The 15,016-nt window shown below is 68.1% G+C and carries 14 protein-coding genes; 7 read left to right on the forward strand and 7 right to left on the reverse strand.

The genetic code is table 11. From position 1 onward, the window contains the following. Positions 1-69 precede the first annotated feature (69 nt). The 4 genes from BS329_RS19025 to BS329_RS19040 form a co-directional block, all read right to left on the reverse strand. Positions 70-600, reverse strand: coding sequence for an O-acetyl-ADP-ribose deacetylase (locus BS329_RS19025; RefSeq protein WP_076162566.1), 531 nt, complete (start codon positions 598-600; stop codon positions 70-72). Between the two features lie 10 nt (positions 601-610). Next, positions 611-1,408 carry an alpha/beta fold hydrolase gene (locus tag BS329_RS19030; RefSeq protein WP_076162567.1) on the reverse strand — a complete coding sequence of 266 codons (798 nt, stop codon included), beginning with the start codon at positions 1,406-1,408 and terminating at the stop codon, positions 611-613. Between the two features lie 32 nt (positions 1,409-1,440). Further along, positions 1,441-2,085, reverse strand: a complete 645-nt coding sequence (locus tag BS329_RS19035; RefSeq protein WP_076162568.1) for a DUF998 domain-containing protein — start codon at positions 2,083-2,085, stop codon at positions 1,441-1,443. Between the two features lie 124 nt (positions 2,086-2,209). Beyond that, positions 2,210-3,343, reverse strand: coding sequence for a metallophosphoesterase (locus BS329_RS19040; RefSeq protein ID WP_076162569.1), 1,134 nt, complete (start codon positions 3,341-3,343; stop codon positions 2,210-2,212). 138 nt (positions 3,344-3,481) lie between these two features. Between BS329_RS19040 and BS329_RS19045 the strand changes: the two genes are divergently transcribed. Next, the gene (locus BS329_RS19045) at positions 3,482-4,336 is read left to right on the forward strand and encodes a hypothetical protein (RefSeq protein WP_076162570.1); all 855 of its coding nucleotides are present in this window, start codon (positions 3,482-3,484) and stop codon (positions 4,334-4,336) included. A gap of 51 nt (positions 4,337-4,387) precedes the next feature. On the opposite strand, the gene BS329_RS19050 is transcribed toward BS329_RS19045, so the two are convergent. Next, positions 4,388-6,649 carry an ATP-binding cassette domain-containing protein gene (locus tag BS329_RS19050; RefSeq protein WP_076162571.1) on the reverse strand — a complete coding sequence of 754 codons (2,262 nt, stop codon included), beginning with the start codon at positions 6,647-6,649 and terminating at the stop codon, positions 4,388-4,390. A 78-nt stretch (positions 6,650-6,727) separates the two neighbouring features. Between BS329_RS19050 and BS329_RS19055 the strand changes: the two genes are divergently transcribed. From BS329_RS19055 to BS329_RS19075, 5 genes are all read left to right on the forward strand, one after another. Beyond that, positions 6,728-7,531 carry a TetR/AcrR family transcriptional regulator gene (locus BS329_RS19055; protein WP_076162572.1) on the forward strand — a complete coding sequence of 268 codons (804 nt, stop codon included), beginning with the start codon at positions 6,728-6,730 and terminating at the stop codon, positions 7,529-7,531. Then, positions 7,521-7,952 (forward strand): nitroreductase family deazaflavin-dependent oxidoreductase, encoded by a 432-nt coding sequence (locus BS329_RS19060; RefSeq protein ID WP_076162573.1) that lies wholly within the window; start codon positions 7,521-7,523, stop codon positions 7,950-7,952. The genes BS329_RS19055 and BS329_RS19060 overlap by 11 nt, the downstream gene beginning before the upstream one ends. Before the next feature lie 116 nt (positions 7,953-8,068). Further along, on the forward strand, positions 8,069-8,548 hold the full coding sequence (locus BS329_RS19065) for a pyridoxamine 5'-phosphate oxidase family protein (protein WP_076162574.1): 480 nt from the start codon (positions 8,069-8,071) through the stop codon (positions 8,546-8,548). A gap of 30 nt (positions 8,549-8,578) precedes the next feature. Beyond that, positions 8,579-10,126, forward strand: coding sequence for a sensor histidine kinase (locus tag BS329_RS19070; protein ID WP_076162575.1), 1,548 nt, complete (start codon positions 8,579-8,581; stop codon positions 10,124-10,126). Continuing rightward, entirely contained in the window at positions 10,123-10,773 is a 651-nt protein-coding gene (locus BS329_RS19075) for a response regulator (protein WP_076162576.1), read from the forward strand. Before BS329_RS19070 ends, BS329_RS19075 begins: the two co-directional genes overlap by 4 nt. On the opposite strand, the gene BS329_RS19080 is transcribed toward BS329_RS19075, so the two are convergent. Beyond that, on the reverse strand, positions 10,770-11,384 hold the full coding sequence (locus tag BS329_RS19080) for a sigma-70 family RNA polymerase sigma factor (RefSeq protein WP_244197217.1): 615 nt from the start codon (positions 11,382-11,384) through the stop codon (positions 10,770-10,772). The genes BS329_RS19075 and BS329_RS19080 overlap by 4 nt on opposite strands. A gap of 271 nt (positions 11,385-11,655) precedes the next feature. Between BS329_RS19080 and BS329_RS19085 the strand changes: the two genes are divergently transcribed. After that, positions 11,656-13,425 carry a chitinase gene (locus BS329_RS19085; RefSeq protein ID WP_076162577.1) on the forward strand — a complete coding sequence of 590 codons (1,770 nt, stop codon included), beginning with the start codon at positions 11,656-11,658 and terminating at the stop codon, positions 13,423-13,425. A gap of 226 nt (positions 13,426-13,651) precedes the next feature. Here BS329_RS19085 and BS329_RS19090 read toward each other — a convergent pair whose 3' ends face one another. Further along, positions 13,652-14,998 (reverse strand): cellulose binding domain-containing protein, encoded by a 1,347-nt coding sequence (locus tag BS329_RS19090; protein ID WP_076162578.1) that lies wholly within the window; start codon positions 14,996-14,998, stop codon positions 13,652-13,654. Between the last annotated feature and the right edge of the window lie 18 nt (positions 14,999-15,016).

Genomic DNA, 15,016 nt, shown 5'->3' on the forward strand with positions numbered 1-15,016 from the left:
CAGCAGCATCACCAGGCACAACGGCGGCGAGCTTCAGGTACTTCACACGGAGAGGAGCGCGGGCCGCGTTCACACGCCCAGCGCGTCTGCCTGCTCCCGGAACACGTCGTAGGCGGCCCTCCCGAACAGCACGAACCGCACCAGCTCCACCGAACTGGCCCCGGCCGACAGTGTGTTCACCACCGTCTCGAGGGCGATCTCCGCGGCCGACTCGATCGGCCACCGGTAGATCCCGGTCGAGATCGCGGGGAACGCCACGGTGTGCGCGCCGAGGTCGGCCGCCACATGCAGCGAGTTCCGGTGGCAGGCCGCCAGCAGCGGGGAGCGGTCTTCGGAGCCGGACCACACGGGCCCGACGGTGTGCACCACCCAGCGCGCCGGAAGGCGGCCCGCCGTGGTGGCGACCGCCTCTCCGGTCTTCAGTCCCTTGCCGTAGTGCCCCGCGCGCAGTGCCCGGCATTCGGTGAGGATCTCCGGTCCGCCGCGGCGGTGGATCGCGCCGTCCACCCCGCCGCCGCCGAGCAGGGACGAGTTCGCGGCGTTGACCACGACGTCGACCTGCTGTTCGGTGATGTCGCCTTCGACCAGTTCGATCCTCATGAGCGCTCCGTCAGCCGTTGAAGTACTCGATCAGTACCGGGGCCACCGCTTTCGGTTTGAGCATATGCGTCTGGCCCTCGATCGTGCGGTGCTCGGCGCCGGGGACGGCCTTCGCCAGCGCGGCGACCCCGTTGCGGATCCACGCGGGGCTCTTGCCGCCGTCCATGACCAGCGTCGGCACGGAAACGCTCGCCCAGCGGCCCTCGGGCAGCGGGGTGCCGTCGTGCAGGCCGTCGAACAACGCGGCGTCGTAGCGCAGGGTCGGCGCGACCGTCTTCATCTTCGGCCAGGCGGGCATGAGCCGCATCATGAACACGACCGGCGCCGGGACACGGACGCCTTCGCGCATGAAAGTCTTGATCGCGGTGCCGGGCCGTCCGGTGGCGATGGCCTTCTCCAGCCGTTCGGCGTAGTCGGCCGGGACCGGCGGGCGGGTGTCGTCGACGACCAGCGGGAATTCGTAGACCGCCAGTTTCGTGATGGGCAGCCCGGCCTTCGCGGCTTCGAGGGCGAGTGCGGCGCCGGACGAGATCCCGTACACGTGGGCGGTTCCGCCCGCTTCTTTGATCAGCGCCGCGATGTCCTCGACTTCGCGGGCGACGGAGAACGGCTCGGTGTCGCCGCTTTCGCCGCGGCCACGGCGGTCGTAGGTGTAGACGGTGAACCGCGAGGCCAGCTCGGCGGCCAGCGGCTTGGCCGGGCCGAATTCGCGGTGGCACATGGCGCCGTCGACGAGGATGACGGCGGGGCCGGAGCCGGTGCGGGTGTAGGCGATGGTGGTGCCGTCTTGCGAGGTCACGGTGCTCATGACGGGGATTCTCCTCGATCGGTCCAGCGACTTCAGCGGGCTGTGCGGACGACGACGGCGGTGACCCAGCCCCAGGCCAGCAGCACGGTGGCCCAGAAGGCGAGCATCACGACGGCGTTCGCGTTGCCGGAACTGATCCCGGCGAACGAGACGAAGAACGCGATGCCGGTGGCACGGGAGTAGACGGCCCAGCCGCGGTGCCCCTGACGAGAGAACCGGCTCGCGAACACGAATGTCGCGACGATCAGCGAGAGGAAACCGACCGAACCGGCGGCCATGTGCAGGACGCCCGCGGTGCTGATGCTCGCCTGGCCGGTGCCCGCCGGGAAGCCGTTGCCGGAGTCGGCCTTGAAGACCGCCGCGAACAGCAGGCTGACACCGAAGACGCCCAGCAGTCGTGGACCCCAGACGCTGCCTCTGCCGGGCTCCAGCGTCCGGCCCACCCCGATCGCTCCCGCGATCATCAGGACGCCGGACACCAGGAAGTTCGCGACCTGGATCCAGCCGGCGTCGCCGTTGCTCAGCATGCTCGCCGGATGCTTCGTCATGTCGAAGCCGTCGCGGAGAGCGGCCTGGATGAACGAAGTCAGGAAGTACAGCGGGCCGGAGACGGCGCCGCAGGCGAGCAGGGCGCGGGCTGGGATCGCGACGGGGGTTCGGGTGGCGGTGATGGTCATCGTCTCGGCCTTTCGGAACGGGGTGCGTTGGGCACAACTCTCGCTCCGAACTCTCAAGTTGTCAAGACAAAAAAAGTTGTCGGTGATGGATGTCGCGGCTCCCGAAGGCGTCGCAACTAGAGGACTACTTGCTGTTTCGCAAGGTCAGGAGGGTGATTTCGCTCGGCGCGAAGACGCGCAACGGCGGTCCCCAGAAGCCGGTGCCGCGGCTCGTGTACAGCTGCGTGCGCTCGCCGTGGCGCGAAAGTCCGGCCAGTACGGGCTGGTCGAGCCGCACCAGGAGGTGGAACGGCCAGATCTGACCGCCGTGGGTGTGCCCGGAGATCTGGAGGTCGATACCCGCCTCGGCGGCCTGCTCGACCTGCTTCGGCTGGTGGGCGAGCAGGACGACCGGAGTGCTCGAGGCGACGCCGTCGAGCGCGGCCGGGAGGTCGGGGCCGTGACCGGGGAGGCCCGAGGCGGCGCCGGTCGGGTCGTCGATTCCGGCGAAGACGAGGGTGTCCCCGTTCTGCCGTACCGGCACGTGCCGGTTGTGCAGCGGTTCCCAGCCGAGGTCGCGCATGTGGTCGAGCCAGGCCTGCGCCTCGCCGAAGTACTCGTGGTTGCCGGTGATGTAGAACTTGCCGAACTTCGCGCGCACCTTCCCGAGCGGCGCGACCTGATCCTCGCGTTTGGCGACCGAACCGTCGGCGAGGTCGCCGGCGTGGGCCACGACGTCGGCGTTGAGTTCGTTCACCACCTCGACGACCTTCTCCGACCACTTCGTCCGGTTCAGCGGGCCGAAGTGCGTGTCGGTGATGATCGCGAACCGGAGCCCGTCGAGTCCGGCGCCGAGCCGGGGGAGGACGACGTCGAGTTCCTTGAGGCGCGGGACACGCCGGGCTTCGGCCATCCCGTACGCCGCCAGTGCCGCGAAGGCCACGACGACGACGCCGGACACGATCCCCGCCGCACTGTCCACTCCGGACACCGAGAGGACGAGTCTCAGCACGTTTCCGAGTATCGACAAGGAGAACAGCAGCCAGATCAGCCCGAGGGAGAGGTCGCCGATCTTCGCCGCGAGGTCGCGCTGCCCCGGCCCGTGGCCGAGGACCATGCACGCGGGCATGGCGAGCGCCGCGGCGGCGAACACGATCGTGCCGAGGACCTCGAGCGCGGCCGGGAGTTCGGGGGAGCCGACGATCGTCCACCACGGCACGCCGAACAGGAGGGCGAGAACGGCGATCAGGGCGGTGACGCGGACAAGGATGCGAGACATGATGCGGCCCAGGCTAACAGACCATTGGTCTTTACCGCGGTACTCGCTGAGGGGCGTCTCGACTACGTCACCGGACGTACGCTAGATGTCGCTTCACGGGTGACGCTTTTCCCAGCGCTCGGGAAGACACTCGTCGGCATGATTCGGACGATCGAGCGCGTCGCCTACGTGACCGGTGTGCTCCTGTTCCTCAGCGGCGTGGTGCACACGATCGTGTTGATCGCCTCCGGCGATTCGTGGACCGGGCCGCTGTCGATGCGCAAGGCGGTGACGTTCGGCCTGTCGTTCGGCCTGACGCTGATCACCGTCGCCTGGGCGACGTCGTACGTCACGGTGCGGCCGCGTGTGCGGAACGTGCTGCTCGGCGTGTTCACCTGGGCGAGTGTCGTCGAGACGGTGCTGGTGAGCACGCAGGCCTGGCGCGGGGTGCCGTCGCACTTCAACTTCGAGACGGGTTTCGACACCGCGGTGTCGACGACGCTCGCGGCGGGTGGCGGCGTCATCATCCTGACGGCGGTCTCGTTCACGGCCGCGGCGATACGCGGCGACGGGGAAACCACGCCGAGCATGCGGCTCGCGGTGCGCTTCGGGCTGGTCACGCTGCTGGTGGCGCTCGGCGCGGGCGCGGCGATGATCGCGAGCGGCGTCGTCGAGGCGCGGGGCGGGAACCCGCACGCCGCCTACACCACGGCCGGCGCGCTGAAGCCGCTGCACGCGGTGGCGATGCACGCGATCCTCATCGTGCCGGGGCTGGCGTGGCTGCTGCGGTTCGCGGACTGGACCGAGCGGCGGCGCGTGCGGCTGGTGTGGGTGGCGATCGGTGCGTACGCCGTGCTGACCGCGGTGGTAGGGGTCGAATCGATGACCGGGGTTTCGCCGCTGGCGGCCTCGCCCATCGAGATGGTGACGTCGGGGGTGGCTTTGGTCGTGCTGGGACTAAGCGGTGCGGCTGCCTTGCGTGAAGCGGTTCGCGCCCGGTCACGGACGTTATGAACGGACCGTTCATAACAAATCTTGTTATAAACGGTCCGTTCATAACACGTCCTACCGGCCCACGTAAGCCCGCAGATGCTGTGCCGTCAGGGTGTCACCGGAGGCGACCAGATCGGAAGGGGTCCCGGTGAACACCACCTCGCCGCCGTCCACCCCCGCGCCCGGCCCGAGGTCGACGATCCAGTCGGCGTGCGCCATCACGGCCTGGTGGTGCTCGATGACGACCACCGTGTTCCCGTCGTCGACGAGCCGGTCGAGCAGGCCCAGCAGCTGGTCGACGTCGGCGAGGTGCAGGCCGGTGGTCGGTTCGTCGAGGACGTAGGTCGCCGACTTCTCCGCCATCCGGATGGCCAGTTTGATCCGCTGCCGTTCCCCGCCGGACAGTGTCGTGAGCGGCTGGCCGAGCCCGAGGTAGCCGAGGCCGACGTCGGAAAGCCGGTCCAGGATCGTCCGCGCCTGCCCTGAGGTGAAGAACTCTCGCGCTTCGGCGACCGGCATCGCGAGGACCTCGCTGATGTTCTTGCCCCGCAGCCGGTAGGTCAGGACTTCGGCGGTGAACCGCTTGCCCTCGCATTCCTCGCAGACCGTCGCCACCCCGGCCATCATCGCCAGGTCGGTGTAGATCAGCCCGATGCCCTTGCACCTCGGGCACGCGCCCTCGGAGTTCGCGCTGAACAGGGCGGCCTTGACGCCGTTGGCCTTGGCGAACGCGGCACGGATCGGGTCGAGCAGGCCGGTGTAGGTCGCCGGGTTGCTCCGCCGCGAGCCGCGGATGGCCGACTGGTCGAGCACCACCACGTCGTCCCTTGTGGACAGTGAGCCGTGGATGAGCGAACTCTTGCCCGAACCGGCGACGCCGGTCACCACGGTCAGCACCCCGAGCGGGATGTCGACGCTGACGTCCTTCAGGTTGTGCCGGGTCGCGTTCCGGATCTGGATCTGCCCGGCGGGCGTGCGGACGTCGGATCGCAACCGTGCGCGGTGGTCGAGGTGCCGCCCGGTCAGCGTGCCGGACGCGCGCAGCCCGGCGACGTCGCCGGTGAAGCAGATCTGCCCGCCGTTCGGCCCGGCGCCGGGACCGAGGTCGACGACGTGGTCGGCGATTTCGATCGTCTCCGGTTTGTGCTCGACCACGAGCACCGTGTTCCCTTTGTCCTTCAACAGGAGCAGCAGGCCGTTCATGCGCTGGATGTCGTGCGGGTGCAGGCCGACGGTCGGCTCGTCAAAGACGTACGTGACGTCGGTGAGGCTGGAACCCAGATGCCGCACCATTTTCACGCGCTGAGCCTCGCCGCCCGACAGCGTCCCGGACTCGCGGTCGAGGCTCAGGTAACCCAGGCCGATCTCGACCAGCGAGTCGAGGGTGCCGCGCAGGGTCTCCATCAGCGGGCCGACCGACGGGTCGTCGAGTTTGCGGACGAAGTCGGCCAGATCGCTGATCTGCATCGCCGAACAGTCCGCGATGTTCATCCCGTCGATCTTCGAGGACAGCGCCGCCTGGTTGAGCCGGGCGCCTTCGCACGCCGGGCACCGCTTGAAGGTGACGGCGCGGTCCACGAACGTCCGGATGTGCGCCTGCATCGCCTCCTTGTCCTTCGACAGGAACAGGCGCTGCACCTTCACCAGCAGGCCCTCGTAGGTGGTGTTCATCCCGCCGATCTTCATCTTGGTGGCGGGCTTGTGCATGAAGTCTTCCCACTGCTGCGGGGTGTAGTCCTTCAGCTTCACCGCGGGATCGACCAACCCGGACTCCGCCAGCCCCTTCCAGTACCAGGTCTCCGGTGCGAAGTTCGGGACGGTGATCGCCCCTTCGTTGAGCGAAAGCTCCTTGTCGACAAGCTGGTCGACGTCGATCGTGGACACCGTCCCGAGCCCCTCGCAATCGGGGCACATCCCCTCGGGAAGGTTGAAGCTGAACGCGCCCGACGTCCCGACGTGCGGCTGTCCCAGCCTGCTGAAGACGATCCGCAGCATCGTGTGCGCGTCGGTCGCGGTGCCGACCGTGGAGCGGGAGTTGGCCCCCATCCGCTCCTGGTCGACGACGATCGCGGCGCTCAGGTTCTTCAGCGCGTCCACGTCCGGCCGCCCGACCGGGGCCATGAACGACTGGATGAACGCGGTGTAGGTCTCGTTGATCAGCCGCTGTGATTCGGCGGCGATGGTGCCGAACACCAAGGACGACTTCCCCGACCCCGAGACACCGGTGAAGACGGTGAGGCGGCGCTTGGGGATGTCGACCGAGACGTCGGCGAGGTTGTTCTCTCTGGCTCCGCGCACCTGGATCATGTCGTGGCTGTCGGCGGCCGAAGGCATGGCTCTCCCCTGGTTGGAACTCTTTAGCCTGTAAAGTGAGGGTAGCAGAGGTTAGTTTATGCTGTAAGGAGTTGGCAAGTGGTCGTCTACGCGGCTCAGGGAGACCCTCGTCGATCGATGGCCCTGCTCTGGCGCACGGAGTCGCCGGACGTCGAGCGCCCCGGCCCCAAGCCGGGCCTTTCGGTGGAGCTGATCGTCGAAACCGCCGTCGAGATCGCGGACGCCGATGGCATGGCAGGCCTCTCGATGCGGGCCGTCGGCGACAGGCTCGGCCGCACCGCCATGGCGCTCTATACCTATGTCCCGAGCAAGAGTGAACTGCTCGACCTCATGTACGACAAGGCTCTCGCCGAACTGTCGGCCTCCTACGACGGGGAAGACTGGCGGGCCGACACCGCGCGCTGGGCCGAGGATCTCTGGGCCTTCTACCTGCGGCATCCCTGGGTGTTGCAGGTCTCGCAGGCGCGGCCGGTGCTGGGGCCGAACGAGTACGTCGTCCTCGAGGCGCTGGTGAAGATCCTGCGCCGGACCGGGTTGCGGCCCGCGGTGTTGCGGCGGCTGGTCAGCGCGCTGTACTCGTGCGTGCGCGAGCCGGCCAGGACGGCCTCGGAGTCACGGCAGGCGGAGAAGGTGACAGGGCAGTCCGACGACGAGTGGTGGTACGCGCGCTCCGGCTATCTGCGGGAGGTGTCGCCGGATTTCGCGGAGCGGTTCCCGACACTGACCTGGATGGAGGGCGAGCACGCGTTCCGGATGGAGGACGAGACGGTGTCCTATCTGGAGCAGGAGGCGCGGGAGGCCTTCGAGCTGTCGCTGTCCGTACTCCTGGATGGGATCGAAGTCGCGATGAAAGCGGAGTACCCTTCTCCGCATGCCCAGTGATTTCGCCTTGAAGACCATGAACGCCGTCCACCGCGTCATCCAGAAGGTCAGCGGCGGCCGTGCCGGCTGGCAGGTCGCCGGGATGACCGTCCTGGAGCTGACCACCATCGGCCGCAAATCCGGCCAGCCGCGCACCGTGCTGCTGACCTCGCCGCTGCGCGAGGGCGACGCGTACGTCATCGTGGCCTCCCGCGGTGGCGACGACCGGCACCCGGCGTGGTTCCTCAACCTGCGCGACAACCCCGACGTCCAGGTCACGCTGAAGGGTGAGACTGCCCGGCCGATGGTCGCGAGCGTCGCCGACGCCGAGCAGCGCGCCCGGCTGTGGCCCAAGATCACGGCGGACTTCAGGAACTACGCGCAGTACCAGACCAAGACCGAACGGGAGATCCCCGTGGTGCTGCTGGCTCCGAAGGCGTAAGCCCGGTCGGCGGTCGGTCTCGGTCCCGGACCCAGCAGTGGGTCCATCGGCCCTACCGGCGAGTCGGTAAGCCAGGGACCGTTGTTCTCGACGCAGTACACGACGAGAACGCGGGGATGCCGATGTCCGACTCCTTGGGTCTCGAGACGCTCGACCGCGAGCAGTGCCTGTCACTGCTCGCGGGTGCCGGGCTCGGCCGGGTGGTGTTCACCTCCCGCGCCCTGCCGGCGATCCAGCCCGCCCGGTTCGCGCTCCACCACGGTGCGATCGTGGTCCGGACCCCGGCACAGAGCGCGTTGTTCGCCGGGATACTCGACAGTGTGGTGGCGTTCGCCGTCGACGAGTTCGCCGCGGACCTGGGGGCAGGCTGGTTCGTCACCGTCCTCGGCCGCGCCTCCGAGGTGCGTGACCCGATCGTGATCGCCGAGCTCGCGACCTTGCCGCTCGGCTGCTGGACTGGGCAAACGGACGCCCGTTATCTCCGGATCCCGATCGAGTCGGTCACCGGTCGGAGGATCCTCGGCGCGTGCGGTAACGAAGCCCTGTCCGTGATCGACGCACCAGATGAGCGATCCGGGCGCGTTTGTCACTCCTGACCCCACTGCCCGGGGAGTTACTCCGGGACGGTGACGCCTGTGCGGCGGGTGAGTGCGGCGAGTGACGCCAAGGCGCCCAGAATTCTGGACGCGGTGGCCGGGATCGCCCATGATCTCAGCCTCTCCGACGTCCTGCGGCGCATGGTCGAATCCGCCTGCGAGCTGACCGGTGCGCCGTTCGGCGCGCTGAGCGTGCTCGATTCGGAAGAGTTCATCCGGTTCGGCGACGCGTGGCGGACCCCGCCGTCCGAGGACGAGTCCCGCGTGATGCCCATCCGGATGCGCGGCCGCATCTTCGGGATGCTGTACCTCGCCCGCAAGCCCGACGGCGAGGAGTTCACCGAATCCGAAGAAGACCTGCTCGTCGCGCTCACCGCGGCTGCCGGTGTGGTGATCGAGAACGCCGCGCTGTTCGACCAGGTGCAGCGGCGCGAACGCTGGCTCGAGGCGTCCTATCACGTCACCGGCGCGCTCCTGACCGACCAGGACCTGACAGCGACCCTGCACCTGATCGCCGAACGCGCCCGCGTCGTCGCCGGTGGCACCGCCGGCGCGGTGGCCCGCCCGCGCGGCGACGGGCAGCTGGTCTTCGAGATCGTCGAGCCGCCGGGGCCGGACGCGGACCGGCTAGCCGGGATCACCGTGCCGACCGAGGGCACCGCGACCGGGATGGCGTTCACCACCGGCAAACCCGTCGTGGTCCGGGACTACGGCGAAAAAGTGGTCGAGTACCAGGGTGAACGTGGTGCCGTGATGCCCGCGGTGATCAAGGATCTCGACTCCACGGTCGCCGTCCCGCTGATCGTCGGCGAGGAGAAACTCGGCGTCCTGCTGGTGGCGAAGTTCCGCGACAAGACCCCGTTCTCCGCCTACGACGTCCAGCTCGCCGAGACCTTCGCCGCGCACGCCGCGCTCGCGGTCGAATTCGCCCGCGCGCAACAGGACAGGCAGCGGCTCGCCGTCTTCGAGGATCGTGACCGGATCGCCCGCGACCTGCACGACCTGGTGATCCAGCGGCTGTTCGCGATCGGGCTCGGCCTGGAGGGGCTCAGCAGGCTCACGGCCGAAACCGCCGTCGCCGACCGCGTGAGCACTTTCGCGCACGAGATCGACCGCACGATCCGCGAGATCCGCAACAGTATCTTTTCGTTGCAGGAACCGGCCGAGGCGCAGGGCAGCCTTCGATCGGAGCTGCTCCGCGTGGCGCTCGACGCGGGCTGCGTGTCCGAACCCCGGGTCGGGTTCGACGGGCCGCTCGATTCAGCGGTGCCGGACACGGTCCGCTCGGATCTCATCGCGACCCTGCGCGAAGCACTGTCCAATGTGGTCAGACATGCCGGGGCGGCGTCGGTCTCGGTCGACGTCTCGGTCGATCGCGACGGGCGATGGCTGGAGCTTTCGGTGGTGGACGACGGGGTCGGCATGCCCGCCGAACCCGGCCATCGCAGCGGGGTGGCGAACCTCGCCGAACGCGCGGCCCGCTGGAACGGGTCGTTCAGCGTCGAAGCGCGGCCGGAAGGCGGGACGAGGCTCGACTGGTCGGTGGAACTGCCGGCCCGACAGGGGAGTGTGGGATGACGATTTCGGTGTTCCTGCTGGACGATCACGAACTCGTCCGCACCGGGCTGAAGACCGTCTTCGAGGCCGAGGACGATCTCACGGTGGTCGGCGAGGCGTCCACGGCCGCCGAAGCGTACGTGCGGATCCCCGTGGTCAAACCGCAGGTCGCGGTGCTCGACGTCCGGCTCCCGGACGGTGAGGGGGTCAGCGTCTGCCGCGAGATCAGGGCGTCCGTCGACCCGCCGCCCGCCTGCCTGATGCTGACGTCCTATTCGGACGACGAAGCGCTGTTCGGCGCGATCATGGCGGGCGCGGCGGGGTACATGCTCAAACAGGTCTCCGGTGGCGCGCTCGTCAAGGCCGTTCGCACGGTCGCCGCGGGCGGATCGCTGCTGGACAGCACGCTGACGGCGTCGGTGATGAACCGCCTGCGCGGCGAGAGCGACGATCACCCGGACCCGCGATACGAACAGCTGAGCCCGCAGGAGCGGCGGGTGCTCGACCACATCGCGGACGGGCTGACCAACCGGCAGATCGCGGAAAAGCTGTTCCTGGCGGAGAAAACGGTCAAGAACTACGTGTCGTCCCTGCTGCACAAGCTCGGTTTCGAACGCCGCACCGCCGCCGCCGTCTACGCCACCCAACGCCGCAAGCCGTCCTCTTAGAAGAGCGCGATCCCGTCGGCGAAACCGGGATCCTCACGCAGCACGCGGCGAAGTTCGTTGAGCGCCCGGTGCTGCGTGACGCGCACCGCGCCCGCGCTCGCCATACCCAGCGTGTTCGCGGTCTCTTCGGCACTGAACCCGAGGATCACCCGGAGCACCAGCACATCCCGCTGCTTCGCCGAAAGCACCTTGAACAACCGTGACAGCTGGCGGCCGCGCTCGGCCTTCTCGACCTCTTCGAACGTCGGGTTCCACGGTCCCTCTTGTTCGGGTTCCGGATCGGGCACCGGTGCCGACGGGTCGCGGGCGAGATTCCGGCGGACGTCGGCGACCTTGTGCGAAGCGATCCCGAACACGTACGGCAGGAAGCTGTTTTCCTGGTAGCTGTAGCGCGGCAGCGCGACGAGGACGGCCATCAGGACCTCCTGCGCGCAATCCTCGGCGCTGGAGATGCCGCGGGTCGTCCCGCCCAGCCTGCCGACGCAGTACCGGAACACGATCGGCCGGAGAAGCGTCAGCAGGGTCCCGACGGCCCGCCTGTCGCCACTGATCGCCGCGCGGATCGTTTCGCCGTCCGGCTCTCCCGGCCGGGGCTGGTAGGTGCAGCGCACGACTGTCACACTCCCGGGCGCGGTCATCACGCCGGATGAGTCGTTCTCGGTGTGTACCTCTGCGTTCCCATCGTCCCCACCTCCCGAAAGCCCCCAGCTCTGTTTGGCCCTGCCGACGTTACGCAGCGCGTTCGCGAATCACACCGGTACAGCAGCCCGGAGTAGTCGGGTCTTAAGGCCCTGGTGCGCCCTGGCTATGGACTTTCGCCAGATTGGTCTAGACAATTAGCCCAGCGCGGCGGCAGGCCGCCCTTGATCAGGAGGAATCGCGATGAGGCGTTCCAGACCCCTGGCTTTTCTGGCCGTTGTGGTGCTCACCTTCGCCGGTTTGCTCACCGGCGGCGGCACCGCGAGCGCGGCCAACCTGCTCCTCAATCCCGGCTTCGAGGCGGGTTCGACGTCCGGCTGGTCCTGTGCGGCGGGAGCGGCCGTGACCACGCCGGTCCGTTCGGGTGGTTACGCCGTTTCGGTCACGCCCGGTTCGACGACCGGGAAATGCGCACAGACGGTGTCCGTCCAGCCGAACACGACCTACGCGGTTTCCGCATGGGTGAACGGGAATCCGGTGTACCTCGGGGTCACGGGCGGGCCGTCGACCTGGACCGCCGCGACGTCGTACACGCAGCTTTCGCTGTCGTTCACGACGTCGGCCACGCAGACGACGGCGGAGGTGTACGTCCACGGCTGGTACGGGTCCGGCACCTTCTACGCGGACGACATCACCCTCGACGGGCCGGGCGGCGGGACCCCGGGAGCACCCGCGGCGCCGGGAAATCCGGCCGTGGGCACGGTGACGAACTCGTCGATCACGCTCTCGTGGGGAGCCTCGGCAGGCACCGTGACCGGGTATCGCGTGTACGAAGGCGGAAAGTTGGTCGCGACGGTGACCGGGACGTCGGCCACCGTTTCCGGGCTGACGGCCTGCTCGTCGCACAGTTTCTCGGTGGCCGCGTACAACAGCGCGGGTGAATCACCGAAGACCACGGAGGCGGGCGCCACCACCAGCGGCTGCGTCGACACCGGCCTGCCGAAGCACGCGTTGATCGGTTACCTGCACGCGAGTTTCGCCAACGGCTCCGGCTACACGCGGATGGCGGACGTCCCGGCGGCGTGGGACATCGTCAACCTCGCCTTCGGTGAGCCGACTTCGGTGACCTCCGGCGACATCCGCTTCACCCGCTGCCCCGTCGCGGAATGCCCGACGGTGGAAAGCGACGCGGACTTCATCGCCGCGATCCGGGCGAAGCAGGCGCAGGGCAAGAAGGTCCTGATCTCCATCGGCGGGCAGAACGGCCAGGTCCAGCTGACCACGACCGCGGCGCGTGACGCGTTCGTCAGCTCGGTGTCCGCGATCATCGACCGCTACGGGCTGAACGGCCTCGACATCGACTTCGAGGGGCACTCGCTGTACCTCAACTCCGGCGACAACGACTTCCGCAACCCGACCACGCCGGTGATCGTCAACCTCATTTCGGCGCTGAAGACGCTGAAAGCCAAGTACGGCGCCGGATTCGTGCTCACGATGGCGCCCGAGACGTTCTTCGTGCAGACCGGGTACCAGTACTACGGCGGTCTCGGTGGCGCCGACAACCGGACGGGTTCGTACCTGCCGGTGATCCACGCGATGCGGGACGCGCTGACCGTGCTGCACGTCCAGGACTACAACTCCGGGCCGGTGATGGGCCTGGACAATCAGTACCACTTCATGGGCGGCGCGGATTTCCACATCGCGATGACGGACATGGTGAAGGCCGGGTTCACCGTGGCTTCGACCGGGTTCCGGTTCCCGGGGCTGCGTGAGGACCAGATCGCGTTCGGCCTGCCTGCCGCGGTGAGCGCGGGCAACGGGCACACCGCGCCGGCGGCGGTGCATTCGGCGTTGAACTGCCTGGTGAAGAACTCCGGATGCGGCTCGTACACCTTGCGCGGCGGTGCTTCGCCGGCGTTGCGCGGCTTGATGACGTGGTCGATCAACTGGGATCGGTACTACGGCTGGGAATTCCAGAACGCCCACGAACCGTTCCTGAACGCCCTTCCCTGATCCCGCAATTCGTCCTCTGGTTGCGGTCCTTGCCTACGCATACACCGCAACCAGAGGACGACTTGCTTTCCGGGCCCGGCCCTCATCGCAAGTAGTCCTCTAGTTGCGGTAGATGCGTGCGCAAGGACCGCAACTAGAGGACGAATCGCATGGGGGAGGGTGGACGTGGAGCGGGCCCGCACCGTGCAGCATCGGTGCGGGCCCGCAGTTTCAGGGGAAAGGGACGTCAGAAGGCCGCGGTGATCCGCGTGAAGTCCCAGTCGTTCTGCGCGATACCACTGCAGTTCTCCGCGACCCCGCCGCCTGCGCAGCCCCGGTCACGGTTGGTCGACCAGAACGCGAGCCTGGCGATCTTGTTGGTCTTGGACCAGTCGGTGATCCGCGTCCAGGTGTCGAGACTCGTCAGTTCCCGCTGGTCCGAAAGGCCGTTCATCCCGCTGATGCCCAGGTGGCTGTACGCCGTGGCGTCGTTCCACCCGAACGTCGACTTCAGCTTGTCCCGCAGGCCGTTCGCGGCGTTGATGGTGTTCCCGTACATGTCCGCGCCACCACCGAAGTCGAACGGCATGATCGTGTAGACGTCGACCCCGGCGTTCAGTGCCTTCGACTGGTCGATGAGCCGGTTGCCCCAGGAGTTCGGGCCGCTGGTCGTCGTGCCGAAGGTGAGGATGGTCTGGATACCGGGGTTGTTCGCCTTCACGATCTTCAGCGCGTTCAGGACCCGGTCCTGCACGGCCGCGTTCTCGAACTCGTCGGTGTTCTCGATGTCGATGTCGATCGCCTTGAGACCGTAGGCGTCGATCACCTTCTGGTAGGCCCCGGCGAGCAATTCCGGCGTCGAGCAGTTCGGGCCGAGCTTGTTGCCGCTCCACCCGCCGAAGGACGGGACGATCTGGCCACCCGCGGCCTTGATCTGCGCGATCGCGTTCGCGTCGACACCGCCCTGCAGCGGACGACTGCCGTCCCACGCGGGATTGCAACCACCGGACGACAGGATGAACGCCATCGTGAACCACTTGATCCCGGTCGCGTTCATGACCGTCTGCGGGTTCGGCGGGCTGCCCCAGCCCAGGTACAGATACGGCGCTCCACGGCCACCGGGCAGCGGCGGGTTGCTCGTGGTCGTCGTGGGCGGATTCGACGTCGACGTGGTGGTGGTGGGGGTGGTCGGCGTCGTGGTCGGCGTGCCGCCGCCCGGATCGCAGGAACCACCGTTGATCTTGCAGTTGGCCGGGGCGACGTAGCCCCCGGAGTACTTGACGTTGAACCCGAAACTGGTGCTGCCACCATGGGAAAGGTTGCCGTTCCAGGTGTTCTTCACCGTCACGTGCTGGCCGGAGACGGAGTAGCTGCCGTCCCACAGCGAAGCGATCGAATGTCCTGAAGGGAGGTCGAATTCGACCGTCCACGTGGGAAGACTCGATCCCGACTTGTTGCTGATCGTGTACTTGCCTTCCCAGCCGGAGCCCCACTCGGAGCCCTTGCTGAAGGCGGCGCCGACGCCTCCGGCCGCGGAGGCCGGCGCGATCACGAGGACCGCGCCGACCGTTGCGGCAGCGGCGGCCAGGCCCATGGCCTGTATCCAAATCCG

The sequence above is a fragment of the Amycolatopsis coloradensis genome, from assembly GCF_001953865.1.
Lineage (GTDB): Bacteria > Actinomycetota > Actinomycetes > Mycobacteriales > Pseudonocardiaceae > Amycolatopsis > Amycolatopsis coloradensis.

What these genes read in the sequence shown, in the direction of transcription:
- BS329_RS19025 (WP_076162566.1), bottom strand. Translation starts at nt 600, where the DNA reads ATGAGGATCGAACTGGTCGAAGGCGACATCACCGAACAGCAGGTCGAC.
- BS329_RS19030 (WP_076162567.1), bottom strand. Translation starts at nt 1,408, where the DNA reads ATGAGCACCGTGACCTCGCAAGACGGCACCACCATCGCCTACACCCGC.
- BS329_RS19035 (WP_076162568.1), bottom strand. Translation starts at nt 2,085, where the DNA reads ATGACCATCACCGCCACCCGAACCCCCGTCGCGATCCCAGCCCGCGCC.
- BS329_RS19040 (WP_076162569.1), bottom strand. Translation starts at nt 3,343, where the DNA reads ATGTCTCGCATCCTTGTCCGCGTCACCGCCCTGATCGCCGTTCTCGCC.
- BS329_RS19045 (WP_076162570.1), top strand. Translation starts at nt 3,482, where the DNA reads ATGATTCGGACGATCGAGCGCGTCGCCTACGTGACCGGTGTGCTCCTG.
- BS329_RS19050 (WP_076162571.1), bottom strand. Translation starts at nt 6,649, where the DNA reads ATGCCTTCGGCCGCCGACAGCCACGACATGATCCAGGTGCGCGGAGCC.
- BS329_RS19060 (WP_076162573.1), top strand. Translation starts at nt 7,521, where the DNA reads ATGCCCAGTGATTTCGCCTTGAAGACCATGAACGCCGTCCACCGCGTC.
- BS329_RS19065 (WP_076162574.1), top strand. Translation starts at nt 8,069, where the DNA reads ATGCCGATGTCCGACTCCTTGGGTCTCGAGACGCTCGACCGCGAGCAG.
- BS329_RS19075 (WP_076162576.1), top strand. Translation starts at nt 10,123, where the DNA reads ATGACGATTTCGGTGTTCCTGCTGGACGATCACGAACTCGTCCGCACC.
- BS329_RS19085 (WP_076162577.1), top strand. Translation starts at nt 11,656, where the DNA reads ATGAGGCGTTCCAGACCCCTGGCTTTTCTGGCCGTTGTGGTGCTCACC.
- BS329_RS19090 (WP_076162578.1), bottom strand. Translation starts at nt 14,998, where the DNA reads ATGGGCCTGGCCGCCGCTGCCGCAACGGTCGGCGCGGTCCTCGTGATC.